General features: G+C 47.5%; 11 protein-coding genes. 4 read left to right on the top strand and 7 right to left on the bottom strand.

Annotated features, from left to right (window positions below):
• From T433_RS0103390 to T433_RS0103400, 3 genes are all read right to left on the bottom strand, one after another.
• Window positions 1-1,590, bottom strand: coding sequence for a TonB-dependent receptor domain-containing protein (locus T433_RS0103390; RefSeq protein WP_155808323.1), 1,590 nt, complete (start codon window positions 1,588-1,590; stop codon window positions 1-3).
• 278 nt (window positions 1,591-1,868) lie between these two features.
• The gene (locus tag T433_RS0103395) at window positions 1,869-3,176 is read right to left on the bottom strand and encodes an NCS2 family permease (RefSeq protein ID WP_081778342.1); all 1,308 of its coding nucleotides are present in this window, start codon (window positions 3,174-3,176) and stop codon (window positions 1,869-1,871) included.
• A 231-nt stretch (window positions 3,177-3,407) separates the two neighbouring features.
• Window positions 3,408-6,341: a glycosyl hydrolase 115 family protein gene (locus tag T433_RS0103400; RefSeq protein ID WP_027454856.1), complete on the bottom strand. Its 2,934-nt coding sequence runs from the start codon at window positions 6,339-6,341 to the stop codon at window positions 3,408-3,410.
• Window positions 6,342-6,474: 133 nt separating this feature from the next.
• Here T433_RS0103400 and T433_RS0103405 point away from each other — a divergent pair, with 133 nt between their 5' ends.
• Window positions 6,475-7,914, top strand: coding sequence for a DNA recombination protein RmuC (locus tag T433_RS0103405; protein WP_027454857.1), 1,440 nt, complete (start codon window positions 6,475-6,477; stop codon window positions 7,912-7,914).
• Between the two features lie 62 nt (window positions 7,915-7,976).
• Window positions 7,977-9,302, top strand: coding sequence for an MATE family efflux transporter (locus T433_RS0103410; protein WP_044109173.1), 1,326 nt, complete (start codon window positions 7,977-7,979; stop codon window positions 9,300-9,302).
• 386 nt (window positions 9,303-9,688) lie between these two features.
• Here the strand turns inward: T433_RS0103410 and rsmA are convergent, their stop codons facing one another.
• The 4 genes from rsmA to T433_RS0103430 form a co-directional block, all read right to left on the bottom strand.
• A complete protein-coding gene (rsmA, locus tag T433_RS0103415; RefSeq protein WP_027454859.1) occupies window positions 9,689-10,486 on the bottom strand; it encodes a 16S rRNA (adenine(1518)-N(6)/adenine(1519)-N(6))-dimethyltransferase RsmA in 798 nt (265 codons plus the stop codon).
• A gap of 183 nt (window positions 10,487-10,669) precedes the next feature.
• On the bottom strand, window positions 10,670-11,170 hold the full coding sequence (locus T433_RS0103420; protein ID WP_027454860.1) for a hypothetical protein: 501 nt from the start codon (window positions 11,168-11,170) through the stop codon (window positions 10,670-10,672).
• A 173-nt stretch (window positions 11,171-11,343) separates the two neighbouring features.
• Complete coding sequence (locus T433_RS0103425) at window positions 11,344-14,061, bottom strand: leucine-rich repeat domain-containing protein (RefSeq protein WP_027454861.1); 2,718 nt, start codon at window positions 14,059-14,061, stop codon at window positions 11,344-11,346.
• A 29-nt stretch (window positions 14,062-14,090) separates the two neighbouring features.
• Entirely contained in the window at window positions 14,091-14,600 is a 510-nt protein-coding gene (locus tag T433_RS0103430) for a hypothetical protein (RefSeq protein WP_155808325.1), read from the bottom strand.
• 215 nt (window positions 14,601-14,815) lie between these two features.
• Between T433_RS0103430 and T433_RS14505 the strand changes: the two genes are divergently transcribed.
• Window positions 14,816-15,955 carry a helix-turn-helix transcriptional regulator gene (locus T433_RS14505; protein ID WP_162164160.1) on the top strand — a complete coding sequence of 380 codons (1,140 nt, stop codon included), beginning with the start codon at window positions 14,816-14,818 and terminating at the stop codon, window positions 15,953-15,955.
• 141 nt (window positions 15,956-16,096) lie between these two features.
• Window positions 16,097-17,131 (top strand): lysylphosphatidylglycerol synthase transmembrane domain-containing protein, encoded by a 1,035-nt coding sequence (locus tag T433_RS14510; protein ID WP_044109145.1) that lies wholly within the window; start codon window positions 16,097-16,099, stop codon window positions 17,129-17,131.
• Window positions 17,132-17,152: the final 21 nt, after the last annotated feature.

The raw sequence follows: 17,152 nt of genomic DNA on the forward strand, positions 1-17,152 counted from the left end.
TTAGAATCTATACTGCAATTTGATATTGGCGGCATGTCTGTTTACCTTCACATCACTACAAACGGCATCAAACATATCATGCCAATCTACGCCCAAGTTCCATTTGAAGCCAATTTGCTTGTTGACAGAGACACATCCATACACAGGTTCGCCAGTAACCCTGCGTATAGGCGATTGTTTGGTGTAGAACACCGCCTGCAGCCCTATCTGCCACATATGAGGAAGATAAGCCTTCGGTGAGAATCGAACAGAAGCATAGGATCCGCTCTTTGCCATATATAGATTTGAGCCTCCTGTCAGGGTCAACCAATTCAGTTTCCAGTAAGCCGATGCCCCAAGTTCCGTGAAATTCTCTCCGTCATCTACTGTGATATAACTTGCCTCGCCCTGCACCGTCAACTTCTGCCTGCTGTAGGCATAAGTCATTTTCATCTGATTAATGGTCCGCTCCGCCAGTTGCCCTTTTGTCACAGCCCACTCCTCGTCAAACAAAGTATTATCGCCCATAAAGAGCGCAGCAACAGAAGGATTTATATACTTGCGATAATAGCCACACAATATCTGATGCCGACTATTGGGCACATAAATGGCGCAAAGATAAGAATTATCGCGGGTATCTGTATTCTTCCGACTCTCATGTCCATCCTTTAACCTATAATCATAGACCGACACGCGACTTCCCATCGAGAGTTTCCACTTAGGCAACCTGTAGGTTAGCTGCAAATAGAAATCATGGTTAAAGACATCCCAGCTTCTGTTCGTCTGCTTCTGTTTCGTCATCAGGAAATCGCTTTCGACGCCCAACATCAGATGCAATTGTTCCGTCAGCAGAGGCGTGTTCAACTCGATGTTAACCAAAGGCAGTGTATTAGATGTCGTTGCATTGCTTGCATACTGACAGCCCCCTACCAACAACAGTTCCGTGCCCAGTTCATTGAATGTATGAAAGAATCTTGCCCTACCCATCACCTTACGCGATACGTCTGCAGGCAGTTCCATATATTGCTGTGTGAAGTAGGTCAGCAACCTGTTCCTTCTGTCAAAGCGGTTTGTCATATGCAGTGTCAGAAACTCTTTGTGTCTGTCCTGATAGCGATAGGAAGCATTGGCATAGATGTCCGTCTGCCCATTGCCATACAACACATTGGCATTGCCTATACCTTCTAGATTTCGTCCCATGTCAGCTTGTCCTTCCAAACTTCCTTTCATGGTATCTTTCACCGCCATGTTGATGTCTAGCACCCGTCCCATACCAGAGTTACCTTTAGCGACACCCGTGTTATCGCAAACCTGTATACAAGCAACATCCTTAGCCTTCATACTGCTCAATATCAATCTTGGGTCGCCATTCATCGCACCATTATCTATGCGCAGGTTATAATTAGACACGATATCCTCATATCCCTCAATCATCAGGTCAGGCACCATTTGCAGCACATCCAATAGAGTCTCCTCGCCCACCAGTTCCATTCGCTGGGGGTAGATTACCGTTCTGTCTGGTTTCCTCTCAACGACAGCCAAATTACCCTCAGCCCATGATGTACCACACACGAGCCAACAGAATATCAGTAACTGGCAAAGTCTATTCATATTTATTAGGTTAGTCAACAATACTTATTTTGCAAAGATATAAAATAATAAACTATTATTCCAAATCTTTAGTACGTTTTTTGTGCAAAACACCACTTTAACATGCCTAAAGTGCCATTCTACCGTAACTAAAGTGCCACTATTCCGTAACTAAAGTGCCACTATTCCGTAACCAAAGTGCCACTATTCCGTAAGAAGAAGAACCCCGAAAGCCTTTGTACGACCTTCGGGGTTCGAGTCAAAATATATACGTTGTCTTTGAACTTATTCTCTGCAGATTACAGGAATGCGTAACGACACACAAAGAGGATGGCCATCAGAATAGTGGCCCAGTTGATGTTGTTACGTTCATCCTTATCCTTGATAGTACCCGACAGCAGGTGGATGAGCACATAAGAGATAACACCCATCAAAATACCATCAGAGATACTGTATGTCAATGGCATCAGCACAATGCAGACGAAACAGGGAATGCCAGTTACATAGTCGGAGAAGTCAACCTTACGCACGTCGTGCATCATCATCACACCTACCAGCACCAAGGCTGCTGCCGTGGCCTGACCAGGAATAGCCAAGAAAAGTGGTGCAAAGAGCAGGGCGATAGCGAAACACAGAGCTGTAGTGAAACTTGTCAGACCACTACGACCACCGACATTGACGCCCGATGCACTTTCTACATAAGTAGTCACAGTAGAACTACCAAGCATAGCACCTACCGTAGTACCGATAGCATCGGCCATGAAAGCCTGATTCAGATTCTTCACATTGCCATCGTCGTCCACCATGCCGGCACGGTTAGATACACCAATCAGCGTACCAATGGTATCGAACATATCGATGAACAGGAATGTCAGCACCACAACAACCATATCAACCGAGAGGATGTTGTGCCACTCAAACTGCCAGAAGATGGGCTCGATAGAGGGAGGAGCAGAGAGGATACCACCATAATTGGTGATGCCCAAAGGAATGCCTACGGCAGTTGTAACGAGAATACCTATGAGCAGCGAGCCTGTGATGCCCTTGACAAGCAGAGAGGCTGTTAGCACAATGCCGAAGATACCCAGCAAGACTGCGGGATCGTGCAAATTTCCCAAGGTGATAAAAGTTGCTTCCGACGAGGTTACGATACCAGCACTTTTTAGACCCACAAAGGCAATAAACAATCCGATACCAGGACTAATAGCACGACGCAAAACCAACGGAATGGCATTGACAATGTACTGTCGCAAACCGGTAATGGTGAGTAGAATAAAGATAATACCCTCGATGAGTACTGCCGTAAGCGCAAACTGCCAACTATAACCCATAGTAAGCACTACGGTGTAGGCAAAAAAGGCATTAAGGCCCATGCCTGGTGCCAAGGCGAAAGGCAACTTAGCGTAGAGCGCCATGACCAGTGTGGCTACAACTGCCGAGATACAAGTGGTGGTAAACACAGCACCAGCATCCATGCCAGTGGCAGATAGAATACTAGGATTGACAGCCAGAATGTAGGCCATCGTGAGGAACGTGGTAATGCCACCAATTACCTCTTTGCGAAATGTCATTGTGGCGGGATTAAACCCAAAAAGTTTTTGTATCATAATATTTATTTAAATGGTTGCAAGGTTGAGCTTTTTTCTTACCATAGTGAAAGATTTTGCAAAATTAACACCTTTCGTTGACATTTCCAAATATTCAATATTTTTTTATATTTTATTATTTTACAGCACACCGTCAACAGAGACGAGCCATGACAAAGGAAGGGCCCAAGAAAAAAGAAAAGCAGCCGTAACCACACGGATTACAGCTGCTTATGATATGGAGCGACGACACTACTTAACAGCCGATGGTCCCATATAGGAACGCTTCAGGCCACCAAGGTCGATGACAATTTTCTGGAGCATGGTGCCAGGATCCTGACAGACGATGCGCAAGGTGTGACGTCCAGGGGTCTTGACATAGAGCGTACACTTGTTGATGCGGGCATTGCGCTGCACGCTCTCGTACCACTGCTGAGCGTACTCCCACGAGTTGGTGGCGGGATGCATCTGCACGCCATCATCGATGCGCACGCCATACTGTGTCTCGATGTTAGTGCGCTCATGTCCGGCAAAACCGCGGTCCACACTGGTGGTAAACGTCGGCATCACGTAGGTATAGACATCCACCATGCCCTGTTCCCAGGTGTAGAAATCGTACTCCAGGAAGGGTGCATTGGTAGAACGGCTGTTCTGACGTGGCTGTGTAGGATCGCCCATCATGATGATAGTGTCTTCACAACCCAGGTTAGGCACTTCAATCATCTTCACCTGCTGGTTCTCCTTCTTGCGTGCATAGCCCGCAGCAGGTATCACGATGACGCCATTATCCTCTACATAAAGACTCTTGAGATCATCGACAGAAGGCAAAGCTGGATTGAACGCACTCACGATGACGGTCTGCTCGCTACCTTCATCATCGCGGAACGTAACAAGGCCCGTTTCCTCTGCGCTCTGAGGCACCTTAGTCCAATCTACAAAAACCATGATGCGCTGCTGCAGGTCGGTAGTACCAGCAGTCATGCTGAGACAGATCCACTCCTTGCTGGCTGTGGCAGTCCAGTGCAACTGTCCCTTTCCCTGGTTATACACCTCAATATAATAAGAACGGTTGGGCTGATATTTTGAGAAGACAGGTAACGACTGCATGGTGCGTGGACCGCGAGTGCCATATTCGCCCTCTGCCAGAACGCCCAACGTGGGTCGGTCGGCCAGTTCGGCATCGCGCAGTTCGGGCATATTGTAGTAAGAAGCCGTGACACCCTGAACCATACTCATGATGTGATCCCACTTGCCTTTTTCCAATGAGTTGTAGTTCTGGGTGATGACCTGCAGAGAGTCGTAGCAGTTTTTCACCTCTGCCTTCACGCTGGCTGTAGCCGCACGATGCTGAAGGGCGTACCAACGGTTCTTCTGTGCGCCAATAGCCATGCGGTTCATCAGTTCACAACCTTTCACTGGGTAATAGACAGCCTCGTAGAAACAACTGCGCTTCTCGGCTGGCATCTTGACCAACAGCTCTTCGGCGATGTCTGCAATACGCATATAGTCAGCAAGGCGCTGCTCAGCCTCACGATAGTTGGTGAGCGAGAACTCGGTGTCGGTGGTCTGCTCTACGGCACGATCGTCGGTAGCCCACTCTTGTCCCCACCCCATGCCTTCTGGACGGCGCTGGAAGGCCAGTCGATAGAACGTGCGGAAGATGTCGTGATAGGCCTCCTTATAGTCATCGCCCAGCAGTTGGCAGGTCCACTCAGTGCGATAGTCGGCACAGCGCTGATAGTCGAAAGCATCGATGTCGTAGGCCATAGCCAGGAAGAGGTCGGTGGCAAACTCGCACGACTTGATATCGCCGGCATTCAACAGCCAGATGCGGTCGGCCGTGAGGTCGTAGGCCTTCTTCAGTTCCTCGTACATGTGGCAAGGCGACTGCGTGTTCATCCACAGATGGTCGTGGGGGCGCCCCAGATAAGACGCATGGTAGTACACACCACTGCGGCCCGAGCGTTTCTGTTCGTCGGGACTTGACAGGCGTTTCATATAACCATAGTTATCATCGGGCCAGATGATTGTCACATCATCGGGCAACTGCAGTCCTTTGTCGTAAACATCCAGCACCTCTTTATAGGGGGTAAAAGCCTGTGGGATAGTCTCTTCGGCCTGTCCTGTAGCCTCAGCCACCATACGGCGCTGGGCCGCCAAGGCTGCCTGCATGGTGTTCTTGCGCTCTATCATGTCATCGCCACCGCTCATGGCCACATCATGCAAGCCACGCAGCGCCAGTGTATAGACATTCTCGAATGGTGCCAGCACCTGTGCACGGGCATTCAGCACACTATCCACACCACGACGATTGTTGTTATAATCCCATGCACCATACTTGCCACGGTCCCACTCACTGGCCGTGTTGAGCAACAGCGGTTCGCAATGGCTGGAACCCATGACGATGGCAAACGTATCGGCCACCAGCCTGTTTTCTGGCAGGCGATGAAAAGCCAGAGAGGCCTCGTGCATGGCAGGACAAAGGTAGTTGGCATTCAGGCGCAGCAGCAGTTCGCAGACGGCCGCATAGGTACGGGGACCAATATTACCAAGTTCCTTCTCGTAATGATGGCGCGACCATCTGAGCAAGCCCCAGTCTTCATCATTGATAAACACGCCACGATAGCGCACACTAGGAGTACGCGAAGTGAAAGGTTTCACCTGAAGCATACATGAGCTACGCTTTGTTGTTGGCGCATCTAGCCACCAACGCCAAGGACTGACACCTATGGCCCTACTGATAGACAGCACGCCATAGGCCGTTCCGCGACGATCGCTGCCAACCACCACCACTGCTTTCTTCACGCCTTTTACCGGCGACTTGAGCATAGTCACATGATAGCGCTCCCAGGCGCCTGTGAGTCCTGTGGTGTCTATCCGTCCTGCCTTGACCAACTGATCAATGGTACGACTGTGCCCCAGAGTACCAGCTATGATGGCATAGTCGACACCTGCAGTCCCCTGTTGTACCTTCAGCGATGAGCCCGTCACACAAGCCACATCCTCTGCCAGCATCCTTGCACTGCGTTCTACCACCAAGGCATCATTGTTATCATAACAAATCACGGCCTTTTCTTTTCCTTTGACTAAGGGGAAATACTCTCCCTTCTTCCCAGCCAATCTCACTTGGGCTGGAGCTTGGAGAAGGAAACCTCCAAGCGCTACTACTAACAAGCTTTTCTTAATCACTAATACTTAAATACTTTTAGTTTGGTTTTCAGCCTGCAAAGGTAATATTAAGAAATCGAAAAAGCAAAAATAGTTAGTGATAATTTGAATATTATTCGTATCTTTGCACCAATAAAAAGGGATTAAGGTTATGGAAATTTACATAATGATAGCATTGGTGCTTGGTGGACTAATGGGCTTAGTGGGTTACCTCGTAGGCAGCCACGGTAAAAATGACATTCTGCACACCATCACCACTCTAACAGCTGAACGCGACGTACAGAAAGCCAATGCCGACAATGCTAACCGACAATGGGAAGCACAGAAGGCTGAACAAGAGAGAACCATAGGCACACTGAAGGCAGAACAGGAAAAAGCCATCAGCCAGCTGAAGATAGAGCATGAGAAAGCCATCGGGGCGCTGAAGGAGGAACATGAGAAGAACCTGAAAAGGCAACAGGAGTCTTTCGAACAACAGATAGCCACCTTGAAGCAGATGAACCAGGAACAGGTGAAATCGCAACTGGACCTGATCAAGGAACAGATGCAGACCACCTCGGAACGCGTATTGAAGTCGCGACAGGAGGAACTGGGAGCACAGAACCAGGAGCAGGTGTCAAAGATCATTGACCCTCTGCAGAAGAGTCTGAAGGACATGCAAGAGGCCCTGAGCCGCAGCAAGGAGCAGCAGGCCGAGGCGCTGACCCGACTGGACGAAAGCATCAAGCTGAACCTGCAGAAGAGCATGGCTATCGGTGAGACAGCCGACCGCCTGACACGTGCTTTAACCGGTGAGGTGAAGGTGCAAGGCAACTTTGGAGAGCTGAAACTGAAGCAACTGCTGGAAGACCTGGAACTGAAAGAGGGCGAACAGTTTGACACTCAAGAGACACTGAAAGACAAGGATGGACGCAGCGCCAAGGGTGACGATGGTCGCGGACTGATCCCCGACTTCATCCTGCACTTCCCCAACAACCGTCATGTGGTGGTTGACTCGAAGATGTCGCTCACCGACTACGAGCGCTATATGAATGCCGAGGATGGCTCGCCCGAAAAGAGTCAGTACCTGAAGGCACACATTGACAGCGTGAGGGCGCAGGTGAAACGACTGGCCAAGAAGGAATACACCAAATATCTGCCCAGCGGCTACAACCGCCTGAACTTCGCCATCATGTACGTGCCCATCGAGGGCGCTCTGAACCTGGCGCTGCTGAACGATGCCACCCTGTGGCGTGAGGCCTACGACCAAGGCGTCATGATACTGGGCCCGCAGACCATGTATATGAACCTTCGCGTGCTGGAGATGATGTGGACACAGGTGCGCCAACTGAAGAACCAGCAGACCATGATGGATGCCGCCAACACGGTGATAGACCGCGTTCAGGACTTTGGCATTCGCTTTATGGATGTGGAGTCGAGCATGAACGACACCATCAAGAAGATTAGCAAGCTGAAGATAACCACTGCCGAAAGTGGACCCAGCATCATCACAGCTGCCAGAAACCTGTTGAAGGCTGGAGCAATGGAAAACAAGAAGAAAAAGTCACTGACAGAAATGGACGACTCGCTGTTTATTGAAAACAACGAATAAACGAAAAAAATACGATTTTGAAAAGCAAGGACCTCTTAGCTTATATTCGCGAAGGCCGCACCATGACACAACAGGAGAAGTTGCGCCTCATTGTGCAGTTGTCTATCCCCTCTATCCTGGCGCAGATTTCCGCCACCGTCATGTTCATCATCGACGCTGCCATGGTGGGACATCTGGGTGCTCGTGCTACAGCAGCCATCGGTCTGGTAGAGACCACCACCTGGTTGCTAGGTGGTATCTCGTCGGCTGTGTCGATGGGCTTTTCCGTTCAGGTGGCCCACTTCATTGGTGCCAACGACTTTGAGAGTGCCCGTAGGGTGTTGCGCCAATCGTTGGTATGCGCTTTTTCCTGGAGCGTATGTCTCTCCCTGATATGCGTTGCCATCCACAGCTACCTGCCCTATTGGCTGGGCGGAAGCGAAGAGATAGCGCACGATGCCTCCATGTATTTCATGCTCATTGGCGTGTTTGGCATCTTCTTCCAGATGGAAGGCCTGGCTGGTTCGATGTTGAAATGTTCGGGCAACATGAAGATTCCTTCCATTCTAAACATCACCATGTGCGTGATGGACGTGGTCTTCAACTACCTATTTATATATATACTGCAATTGGGCGTCATGGGTGCAGCACTTGGCACCGGCATGGCCATGCTGATAACTGCCGTGCTGATGCTCTATTTCCTATTGGTGCGTAGCGACATGCTTCGGCTGAAAGGAAATCCCGGCACCTTCAAACCCAATGGCGACACCATTAGAACTGCTATTAAGATTGGTGCCCCCATGGGACTGCAACACCTGTTGATGGGTGGCGCACAGATTGTGAGCACCATTATCGTGGCACCTCTTGGCACCATCGCCATTGCAGCCAACTCACTGGCCATCACGGTGGAAAGTCTCTGTTATATGCCTGGCTATGGCATTGCTGAGGCCGCTACCACACTGGTAGGACAAGGCATTGGCGCCGGACAGCGCGTGCTGACGCGCTCGTTTGCCAATCTGTCTGTCATGCTGGGCATCGGTGTGATGACCGTCATGGGTGTTATGATGTGGATCTTCTCGCCCGAACTGATGGGCATCCTCTCACCTGTCGAGGAAATCATCAACGAAGGAACACGTGCCCTGCGCATCGAGGCGTGGGCAGAACCGATGTTTGCAGCAGCCATCGTGTGCAATGGTGTGTTTATAGGCGCTGGCGATACCTTAAAGCCTGCCATCATGAGTCTCTGCTCTATGTGGGGCGTCCGCCTGACACTGGCATGGTGGTTGGCACGCGACTATGGTTTGCGAGGCTTCTGGACAGCCATGGCCATCGAACTGACCTTCCGTGGCAGCATCTTCTTGGCACGCATGCGATATGGAAAGTGGAACACCAAGAAACTGACTCACTGAAAAATACACAAATAGCACAAATAGAGAAGTGCAGCCTTCGGGTCACTACCCTGAGGCTGCACTTCACAGATATTAATAACTAAAAACCTTTTCTAACTTGTTACCCTTTCTTACAATCTTTCTATTTACCTTTACTAATACCTTCTTGAAAACCTTACTAACAATCTATTTACTAACCTTAATCAAACTAAACTACTGAATTTCTTTTTTCTTTGCTTTCTCTACGCCTTTCACAAGGCCCCTGATTAATCTTTTTTACCTTAACTAATTACCTTATTGAAGATCTCTTTGTTTTCTTTTGACGATGCAAAGGTAGGCATTATTCCAATATGTTGTATCAAAAATAATGCGATAAAATGAAAAAAAGGGCTTCTTATTGACGCAAATCAAGCATTTGTGTTCGCACACAATACTTTTTCCACCAAATTAGTCAATTCCACAAACTGTGAAATGGTCAGCTGTTCGGGGCGCAAAGTTGCAAACTCAGATGCGTTAATGATAGACATATCTGGCAACATCTGCTTTAGCGAAACGCGCAGCATCTTACGACGCTGGTTGAACGATGTCTTCACCACACGCTTAAACAAGTTCTCGTCGCATCCCAATCGTTGCACCTTATTGCGTGTCATACGGATTACGGCACTTTGCACTTTGGGAGGCGGATTGAACACACCGGGTTCTACGGTGAAGAGGTATTCTACATCGTACCAAGCCTGAATCAGTACCGAAAGAATGCCATACTGCTTATTGCCAGGCTCTGAAGCAATGCGCAATGCCACCTCTCGCTGTATCATACCAGTACAACAGGGGATGAGATCGCGGTTGTCTATCATCTTAAAGAATATCTGCGATGAGATATCGTAGGGATAGTTGCCCGTCAGCACAAACTGGTTGCCGCCAAACACCTCTCGCAAGTCCATACGAAGGAAGTCCTCGCCAAGGATATTCTCGCGCAACTTGGGGAAATGCTCGTTCAAATATTCCACCGATTCGCGGTCTATCTCCACCACTTTAAAGGGACGTGGCTTCTCTACCAGGTACTGCGTCATGACGCCCATACCCGGGCCAACTTCCAAAACGGGAATATCAGGACAAGCATCTACCGTGTCGGCGATGCGCTTAGCTATCGAGAGGTCAGTCAGGAAATGCTGACCAAGATTCTTTTTGGGTCTAACTTGCTTCATTTGTATGCAAAGATAGTGCAAATTGAGCGAAAAACCAAATGTTTTTGAGTTTTTCCGAAATGCAGCCTATCTTCGAGCGCAGCTCAGAGATAGTGCAAATTGAGTGAAAATCCAAATGAAAACAAAAAAACTCTCATGCACCGTGTTGGTACATGAGAGTGTATTGTTACTCTTGATAAGAGACTATTTGCTAAATTTTTCTTCCAACAGCTGTACAAGAACTCTCCTAGCATCCTGAGGAGTATCACAACGTACCATCTCCATCACGTCGCTATTGCCCTCTTCCAGATAACGTCTGATTTTGAGCGAATTTCCATTGAGGCTCAGAATATCTGCCTTCATCTGTTGTTCCTCGCCCTCGTATCCATCAAGTGTCATAACTACAGTACCTTTAGACAATACCCAAGTCATATCATAGCCTTCTTCCTCTATTTGCCAGTTATTCTTCGACTTAGCCTTGTATTGATCAAACATACAATAGCCATTAGGCTCAAAGTTGATAGAGAATACGTTAATCTTCGTGTCGTTGTTCTCATCAATACCGTACCAACAGCCAATGATTTGATCGGCAGTGATAGATGCATTGCCGCCACCTTCTTCGTCATCATCGTCACAAGCAACGAAAGCCATTGAACCAAATACCATGCAGAGCATGAGACCCATTAAATAGAAATACTTCTTCATAATGATTAAATTGATTAAGTTAATAAAAATAAATTTAAGTTTTGTAGTGCAAATATAAGCAGAAGAAAGGAAATGGCAAAATAAAAAAGGAACTTTTTTCAACTTTTCCTCAAAAAAGCGGGTTTTCACGCTTTTTTGCATGAAAACCCACCCAAAACATTTAATCCATCTTATCATTTCACTATAACCTTTTCCATTCTACCGTCAGCACGACGAACAATGTTCAAGCCCTGTTGAACACCGCCGAGACGACGACCATCAGCAGAGAAGGCCTCCTGAACTGCGGCAGCTGACTGCTGCTGAACACTGATGCCATTCACCTGGATAGGTGCTACCTGCATACTATAGATGAATATGCTGTTCTCTGCTTTCTGTTCTGGAACCATGCGTTTCACATAGCGACGGGCATTGGGACCCTGTGAGAATTCCTCCTCGTCGTAGCCATTGATAGCCTCACCTACAGAGTAAATATATAAATAGGTGGAAGCATCGATGTCGTAATTGACAGTAATCTCACCCTTGTTGGCCTGTTTGAAGAGCTCTGCGGCATTAGCGCCAACCTTCACAGCCAACTGACGGTCACCTGTAGTCTTGGTGGTAACAGTTACCTTGCCATTACCAGCAGCCAACTCTACTACTAGACCATTGAAGTTATTGGCAAGAGCAGCAGACAGGTCGGATGCTTGAGCAATGTTCTCCATAGCCAAATCGGTGATGACAGACTGCAGCACGATGGCTTGTTCATCAGCATCGAAGTGGTCACCGCTCAAAGTATCGAGTGTCACATAGATGTTATCAATAACCGCATTAGTAAGGTCGGTCTCCTCTGTTACCTCAGCAAAGGTTGTCGTAGTAGCCTCAACCACGGGTTCTACCTTTTCTACAGTAATAGGCTCTTCCTCGATGATGTTCTTAAAGAGGCTCCAAACGGCATCTGCCTGATACTTAGCCTTTGTTCCTGCAGGCACATAAAGTTTGGTATTCTCGAACATATCCTCATTGAACGCATAGACATCATTCTCCTCATCTTTCCAATTCTTCACCTGCTCCTTCTTGGCAATGCCGGCAGGTTCCGTAATCTCAGAAATGATACTTCCCACCTGAACCGGCATTCTGGTGAACGGATTTTGGAAAGCGTCAACCTCAATAGATTTCAGATCCTTGGGCAAAGTGATACTCTTCAGCTGAACACCTTGGATGGCAGAGCTGGCAATCACTTTTGTTGAAGCAGGAATGGTAGAGATGTCACAACCGTAAACCAGAGTATCGCCTACTGTAGTCATAATGACATTACAATTGTCGCGAGAATCATAGCGCGGGTTATTCTTGGAAACAGCAATACGCTTCAGAGTGCTTGAAGAAGGATTACCCCACTCTAAGTCCATGCGACCTACGCCATTAAGACACTGAGAGTCAAACTCCTTGATACCTCCAGGCAGAGTGAAACTCTCCAATGGATTGAAAGCGAGAGCGTTAACACGCATTTCCTCCAAACCATCAGGCAGTTCAACGCGTGAGAGTTGCAGGTTGCGAGCAATAGCTGCCGCATCAAGCAGTTTCACGTTTGAAGGCAATATCAACTCCTTCACGTTAGGGCAACCAAACCAGCAGTAACCTCCGATAGAGTCGAGCTGGCATCCCTCGGCAAATTCGAACTCATCAATTTGAGAATAGCGGAAAGCCGTCCAGTCAATATAGCGTACAGTGCTTGGAATCACCATCTTACCCTTCAGCGAAGAATTATCGGCGAAACAGTTAGAACCGATATACTTCAATCCTTCCGGCAGATCGATATGCTCCAACGAGCCTGTCGACATGAAGGCCTGCTGCATAAGACTATCAATGGTATTGGGCAGGTAGATATTGGTGAGTTCCATATCGCTGTCAAAAGCCCATCCGTCAACACCTGTGACAGTATAGGTTCCCCAATCCTTATGCGTTACAGTCTGTGGCACGCGAATCGTCTCACGGTCGTAGTTGCCATGATAAATCCATCCACCATTCAGCACGGGTACGCCTGTGAGGAAGACACTTCCTGGACGATGAACCTTATAGTAGAGCCAGATACCATCATCGTTCTTCACACGGAAATCTACCCAATCCAAATAGTCAAGATTTTCATAGACCGTCTTACCAAACATATCATAATCGGAAACCTCCATCATCGTTGGGAAGTCTTTCCACACGTCGGCAGCCTGGAAGCGATTAGTAAAGGTCTCAGGAATCTCGAGAATCACATTGGTCTTGTCGAAGCCAAGTGACGAAGCATCCATACATACTGGCGGACGACGGCGAGCAACCTTTACATTCATCATAGCATCGCAACCATTGAACATATTAACTTCGAGTGTATCAACATTGCCCAGACGGATATGTTCCAGTTTCTTCATACCAGCAAAAGCGCCAGCCTTGTCCTGATAGATGCGGCCAGACAGTTCCATCGTGGTCAGATTCGTTGCGCCTGCGAAACTGCTAAGTCCCTGTGCGTTATCTGTAAGATGTACATAGCCACCAATAACTAGGCGGGTAAGGGCGGTACACCCCTCAAAGACATCCTTTCCAATGGTTGTGACACCACTTGGAATTGAGACCGACGTCAGATTTGTACAATTATAGAAAGCCTTATCGCCAATAGCGCTCAAGAAGAAATAGGTATCGTACTCATCTTCCTCGTTTACTTTGAAATAGAAGTAATCGGGCAAGGCTATACTTCCGGAATATTCTGGTGAAACCAAGTTTCCGGAACCGTCAGTTGGGCATATCAGCGTAGCTTGCTTTGTATCAGGATCAAGTTCGTAGTAGAATCCCTGATATTCTTTCTGAAAAGCCCAAGCTGTGCTACTGGCCATCAAGGCCAGTAGCGACAGAATGGATCTATTGAACGTTTTCATAGGTGTCAATAAATTAAGATTCGATATTATTATTTCTTATAGAAGGGACCTTCCTCATTCCAACCCTGTCGGCCGCCGCCTGCGTCATAATAACGTTTGATGAACATGCCAACATTACCCTCTTCAGGATACATAATCTCGCACTCATCAATCTCTGGATCTTCCATTGTATTTTCAAAAGTCTCACCATGTTCTTTCATGATGCGAGTAGTCCAGGTGATAGTCAACTTCAGACCATCCAGGACAAAAGTGCCCTTTTCTATGTCCTCGAATACCTGATCGTCCCAGCTATCGCGATTATAATGGGTGCAGGTTCCATTAGCATTGAAAATATATCCAGCTGCATGGTGTCCCTCTTCATGCTGGAGCATATCAGGCTCACCCCAAATCCACTCACCAATCAGACGGTTGCCGGCATACTTTCCTTCTGTAATCACACCTGTACCATTGTCATCATCATCATCGCCACAAGCCACAAAAGCCATCGATCCAATAATCATGCAAAACATGATACTCATTAGGTAGAAATACTTCTTCATAATCTTACTATTTTAGAATTAAACATAAATAAAGATTTTTCTACTGCAAAGTTAAAAACATTTAATCAATATCACTATAACGTATTCGCAGAACGTTTTCCCATATTCAAAGAGATACAATTCATAATCTCAAAAATACATTGCATTTTCACATTTTTCCCGATAAAGACATTGTTTCTTCATTCATTTTATCTAACTTTGCATGTATGAAAGCTATGATATTCACAATTATGCCAATGTTCGTTTGCCTCTTCTGGAGTTTTATGCTGGCATTCGAACTTCACCGTGACGGCAAGAACCGTACGCGTCTGCACTTGCTTGCCTTCATGCTGACAGCAACGGTGCTCTACATGGGTCATTGTGTATTCTTCAACCACAAAACGTCAATCATACCTCTGACAAACACATTGTATTGTGCCAGCAATCTGGCTGTTTACCCCTTGTACTATTTATATATCTGTTCGCTAACCACCAGAAGGAATCATCACAGATTTCGCTATATCATGATAATCCCGGCCATCTTGGCTTTCTTTGGCGTGGGATTACTATATATATTAATGTCGCCCGAGGAAACCGCACAGTTTATAGACATCTATCTATACCAGGGCAAGCACGAAGGACTCACAGGCTTAGCCATCCAACAAGGCGTCCTACACGACATTTGCAAAGGCATGTTCGGCTTATTACTCATCCCTGTTTTATTGTTGGGGCGCAACCACCTGAAGCAATACGAGAAACAAGTAGCGGAAGCCTATGCCGATGTGGAAGACAAATCGCTGGGCATCATTCATGCCATGCTGATAGCTTTCGTCGTGACATCTGTCTTCTCATTTGTGTTCAACATCATTGGCAGACACCACTTCAACGAGTCTATCTGGCTGCTTGCCATCCCTTCTACCCTTTTCTCCGTCCTGCTTTTTGTGATAGGCTACGTGGGGATACATCAGAATTTCAGTGTGGAGGATATTGAGAAAGACGAAGAGGAAGCCGACGAGACCGTATCGGAGCTACCTGCCATCAAAGAGTTACGCGGTCGTATTGAACAACTGATGGAGCAGGAGCTGCTGTATCGCCAGCCCAACCTGAAGATTACCGATGTCGTATCGCGTTTAGGCACCAACCGCAACTATATCTATATTGCCATCAATCGTGAGATGGGCATGTCATTCAATGAGTATATCAACCGCATGCGCATTGATTATGCAACGATGCTCATCAGTCAACATCCCACCAAGTTGCTGACCGAGATTTCAGAGGAATCTGGCTTCACCAGCACTACATCGTTCTACAGAAACTTCAAACTATACAAAGGCGTTGGTCCGCGCGAATATCAAAAAATGCAGAACCATCAATAGAAAATCATCGTTTTTCTTTTTGCATTTCGCTCATTTATTCGTAACTCTGACTACGTCTTAGTTACTGGCATTCGGAAATGAAAAAGAAAATGCGTTTTTCTTTTTGCATTTCGCTCATTTATTCGTAACTTTGCGAAATCTATGAAGTACGTTCAAGCCATCGCAAAAATCATACTACCACTCCTTCTGGGTGGCGCCATTCTTTATTGGATGTACCGCGGCTTTGATTTTCAAGGTATTAAGCAAGTGGTGCTCCACGAAATGAACTGGACCTGGATGCTGCTTTCCTTTCCTTTTGGCATACTGGCACAGGCCTTTCGTGGCTGGCGCTGGCGCCAGACGCTTGAGCCAATGGGCGAGAAAACAAGAAATTCGGTTGTTGTCAACACGATATTCACAAGCTACGCCGTCTCGCTGCTCATCCCGCGTGTGGGCGAGTTTACCCGCTGTGGACTGTTGAAGCGCTGGGAGGGAGTTTCGTTTGCGAAAGCACTAGGCACCGTGGTTACCGAGCGTGCCGTTGACACGCTGATGGTGCTGCTCTACTCCGGTCTCATTCTGCTTTTCGAGATGAGCGTCTTTGGCTCTTTCTTCAAAAAGACAGGCACGTCGCTCGACCATATACTGACCAGCTTCTCACTGACAGGATGGCTCGTGACGGGCATTTGTGGCGTGGCCGTATTGCTGTTGCTCCACTTGCTGCTGCGCCGCCTATCTATATATAATAAGGTAAAGATGACATTGCATGGTATATGGGAAGGCGTGCTGTCACTGAAAGACATTAAGAACCTTCCACTCTATTTGCTCTTCTCCGTTGGCATCTGGGTGATGTACTTCCTGCATTTCTACCTGACATTCTTCTGTTTCGACTTCACCAAGGCATTGGGCATTGGCTGCGCACTGGTATGTTTCGTGGTGGGCAACTTTGCCGTCATCGTACCTACGCCCAACGGAGCCGGTCCTTGGCATTTTGCCGTTAAGACCATGTTGATTCTCTATGGCGTGGCCGACGAGCGTGCCCTCTACTTTGTTCTGATTGTGCACACCGTGCAAACGCTGCTCGTTGTCCTTCTTGGCATATGGGCTTCAATTAGACTCTCGTTTGTATCGAGAAACGGGAATGGGTCTCTAGAAAGGGACGAGGTACGAGGTGCGAGGTACGAGGTACGAGAATAGTTTTACTTACAATGATTTAAG

The sequence above is a fragment of the Xylanibacter brevis ATCC 19188 genome, from assembly GCF_000621725.1.
Lineage (GTDB): Bacteria > Bacteroidota > Bacteroidia > Bacteroidales > Bacteroidaceae > Prevotella > Prevotella brevis.

Bases quoted from the DNA above. Each gene is read 5' to 3' on its own strand.
- T433_RS0103390 (WP_155808323.1), bottom strand. From the start codon at position 1,590: ATGAATAGACTTTGCCAGTTACTGATATTCTGTTGGCTCGTGTGTGGT.
- T433_RS0103395 (WP_081778342.1), bottom strand. From the start codon at position 3,176: ATGATACAAAAACTTTTTGGGTTTAATCCCGCCACAATGACATTTCGC.
- T433_RS0103405 (WP_027454857.1), top strand. From the start codon at position 6,475: ATGGAAATTTACATAATGATAGCATTGGTGCTTGGTGGACTAATGGGC.
- T433_RS0103410 (WP_044109173.1), top strand. From the start codon at position 7,977: ATGACACAACAGGAGAAGTTGCGCCTCATTGTGCAGTTGTCTATCCCC.
- rsmA (WP_027454859.1), bottom strand. From the start codon at position 10,486: ATGAAGCAAGTTAGACCCAAAAAGAATCTTGGTCAGCATTTCCTGACT.
- T433_RS0103420 (WP_027454860.1), bottom strand. From the start codon at position 11,170: ATGAAGAAGTATTTCTATTTAATGGGTCTCATGCTCTGCATGGTATTT.
- T433_RS0103425 (WP_027454861.1), bottom strand. From the start codon at position 14,061: ATGAAAACGTTCAATAGATCCATTCTGTCGCTACTGGCCTTGATGGCC.
- T433_RS0103430 (WP_155808325.1), bottom strand. From the start codon at position 14,600: ATGAAGAAGTATTTCTACCTAATGAGTATCATGTTTTGCATGATTATT.
- T433_RS14505 (WP_162164160.1), top strand. From the start codon at position 14,816: ATGATATTCACAATTATGCCAATGTTCGTTTGCCTCTTCTGGAGTTTT.
- T433_RS14510 (WP_044109145.1), top strand. From the start codon at position 16,097: ATGAAGTACGTTCAAGCCATCGCAAAAATCATACTACCACTCCTTCTG.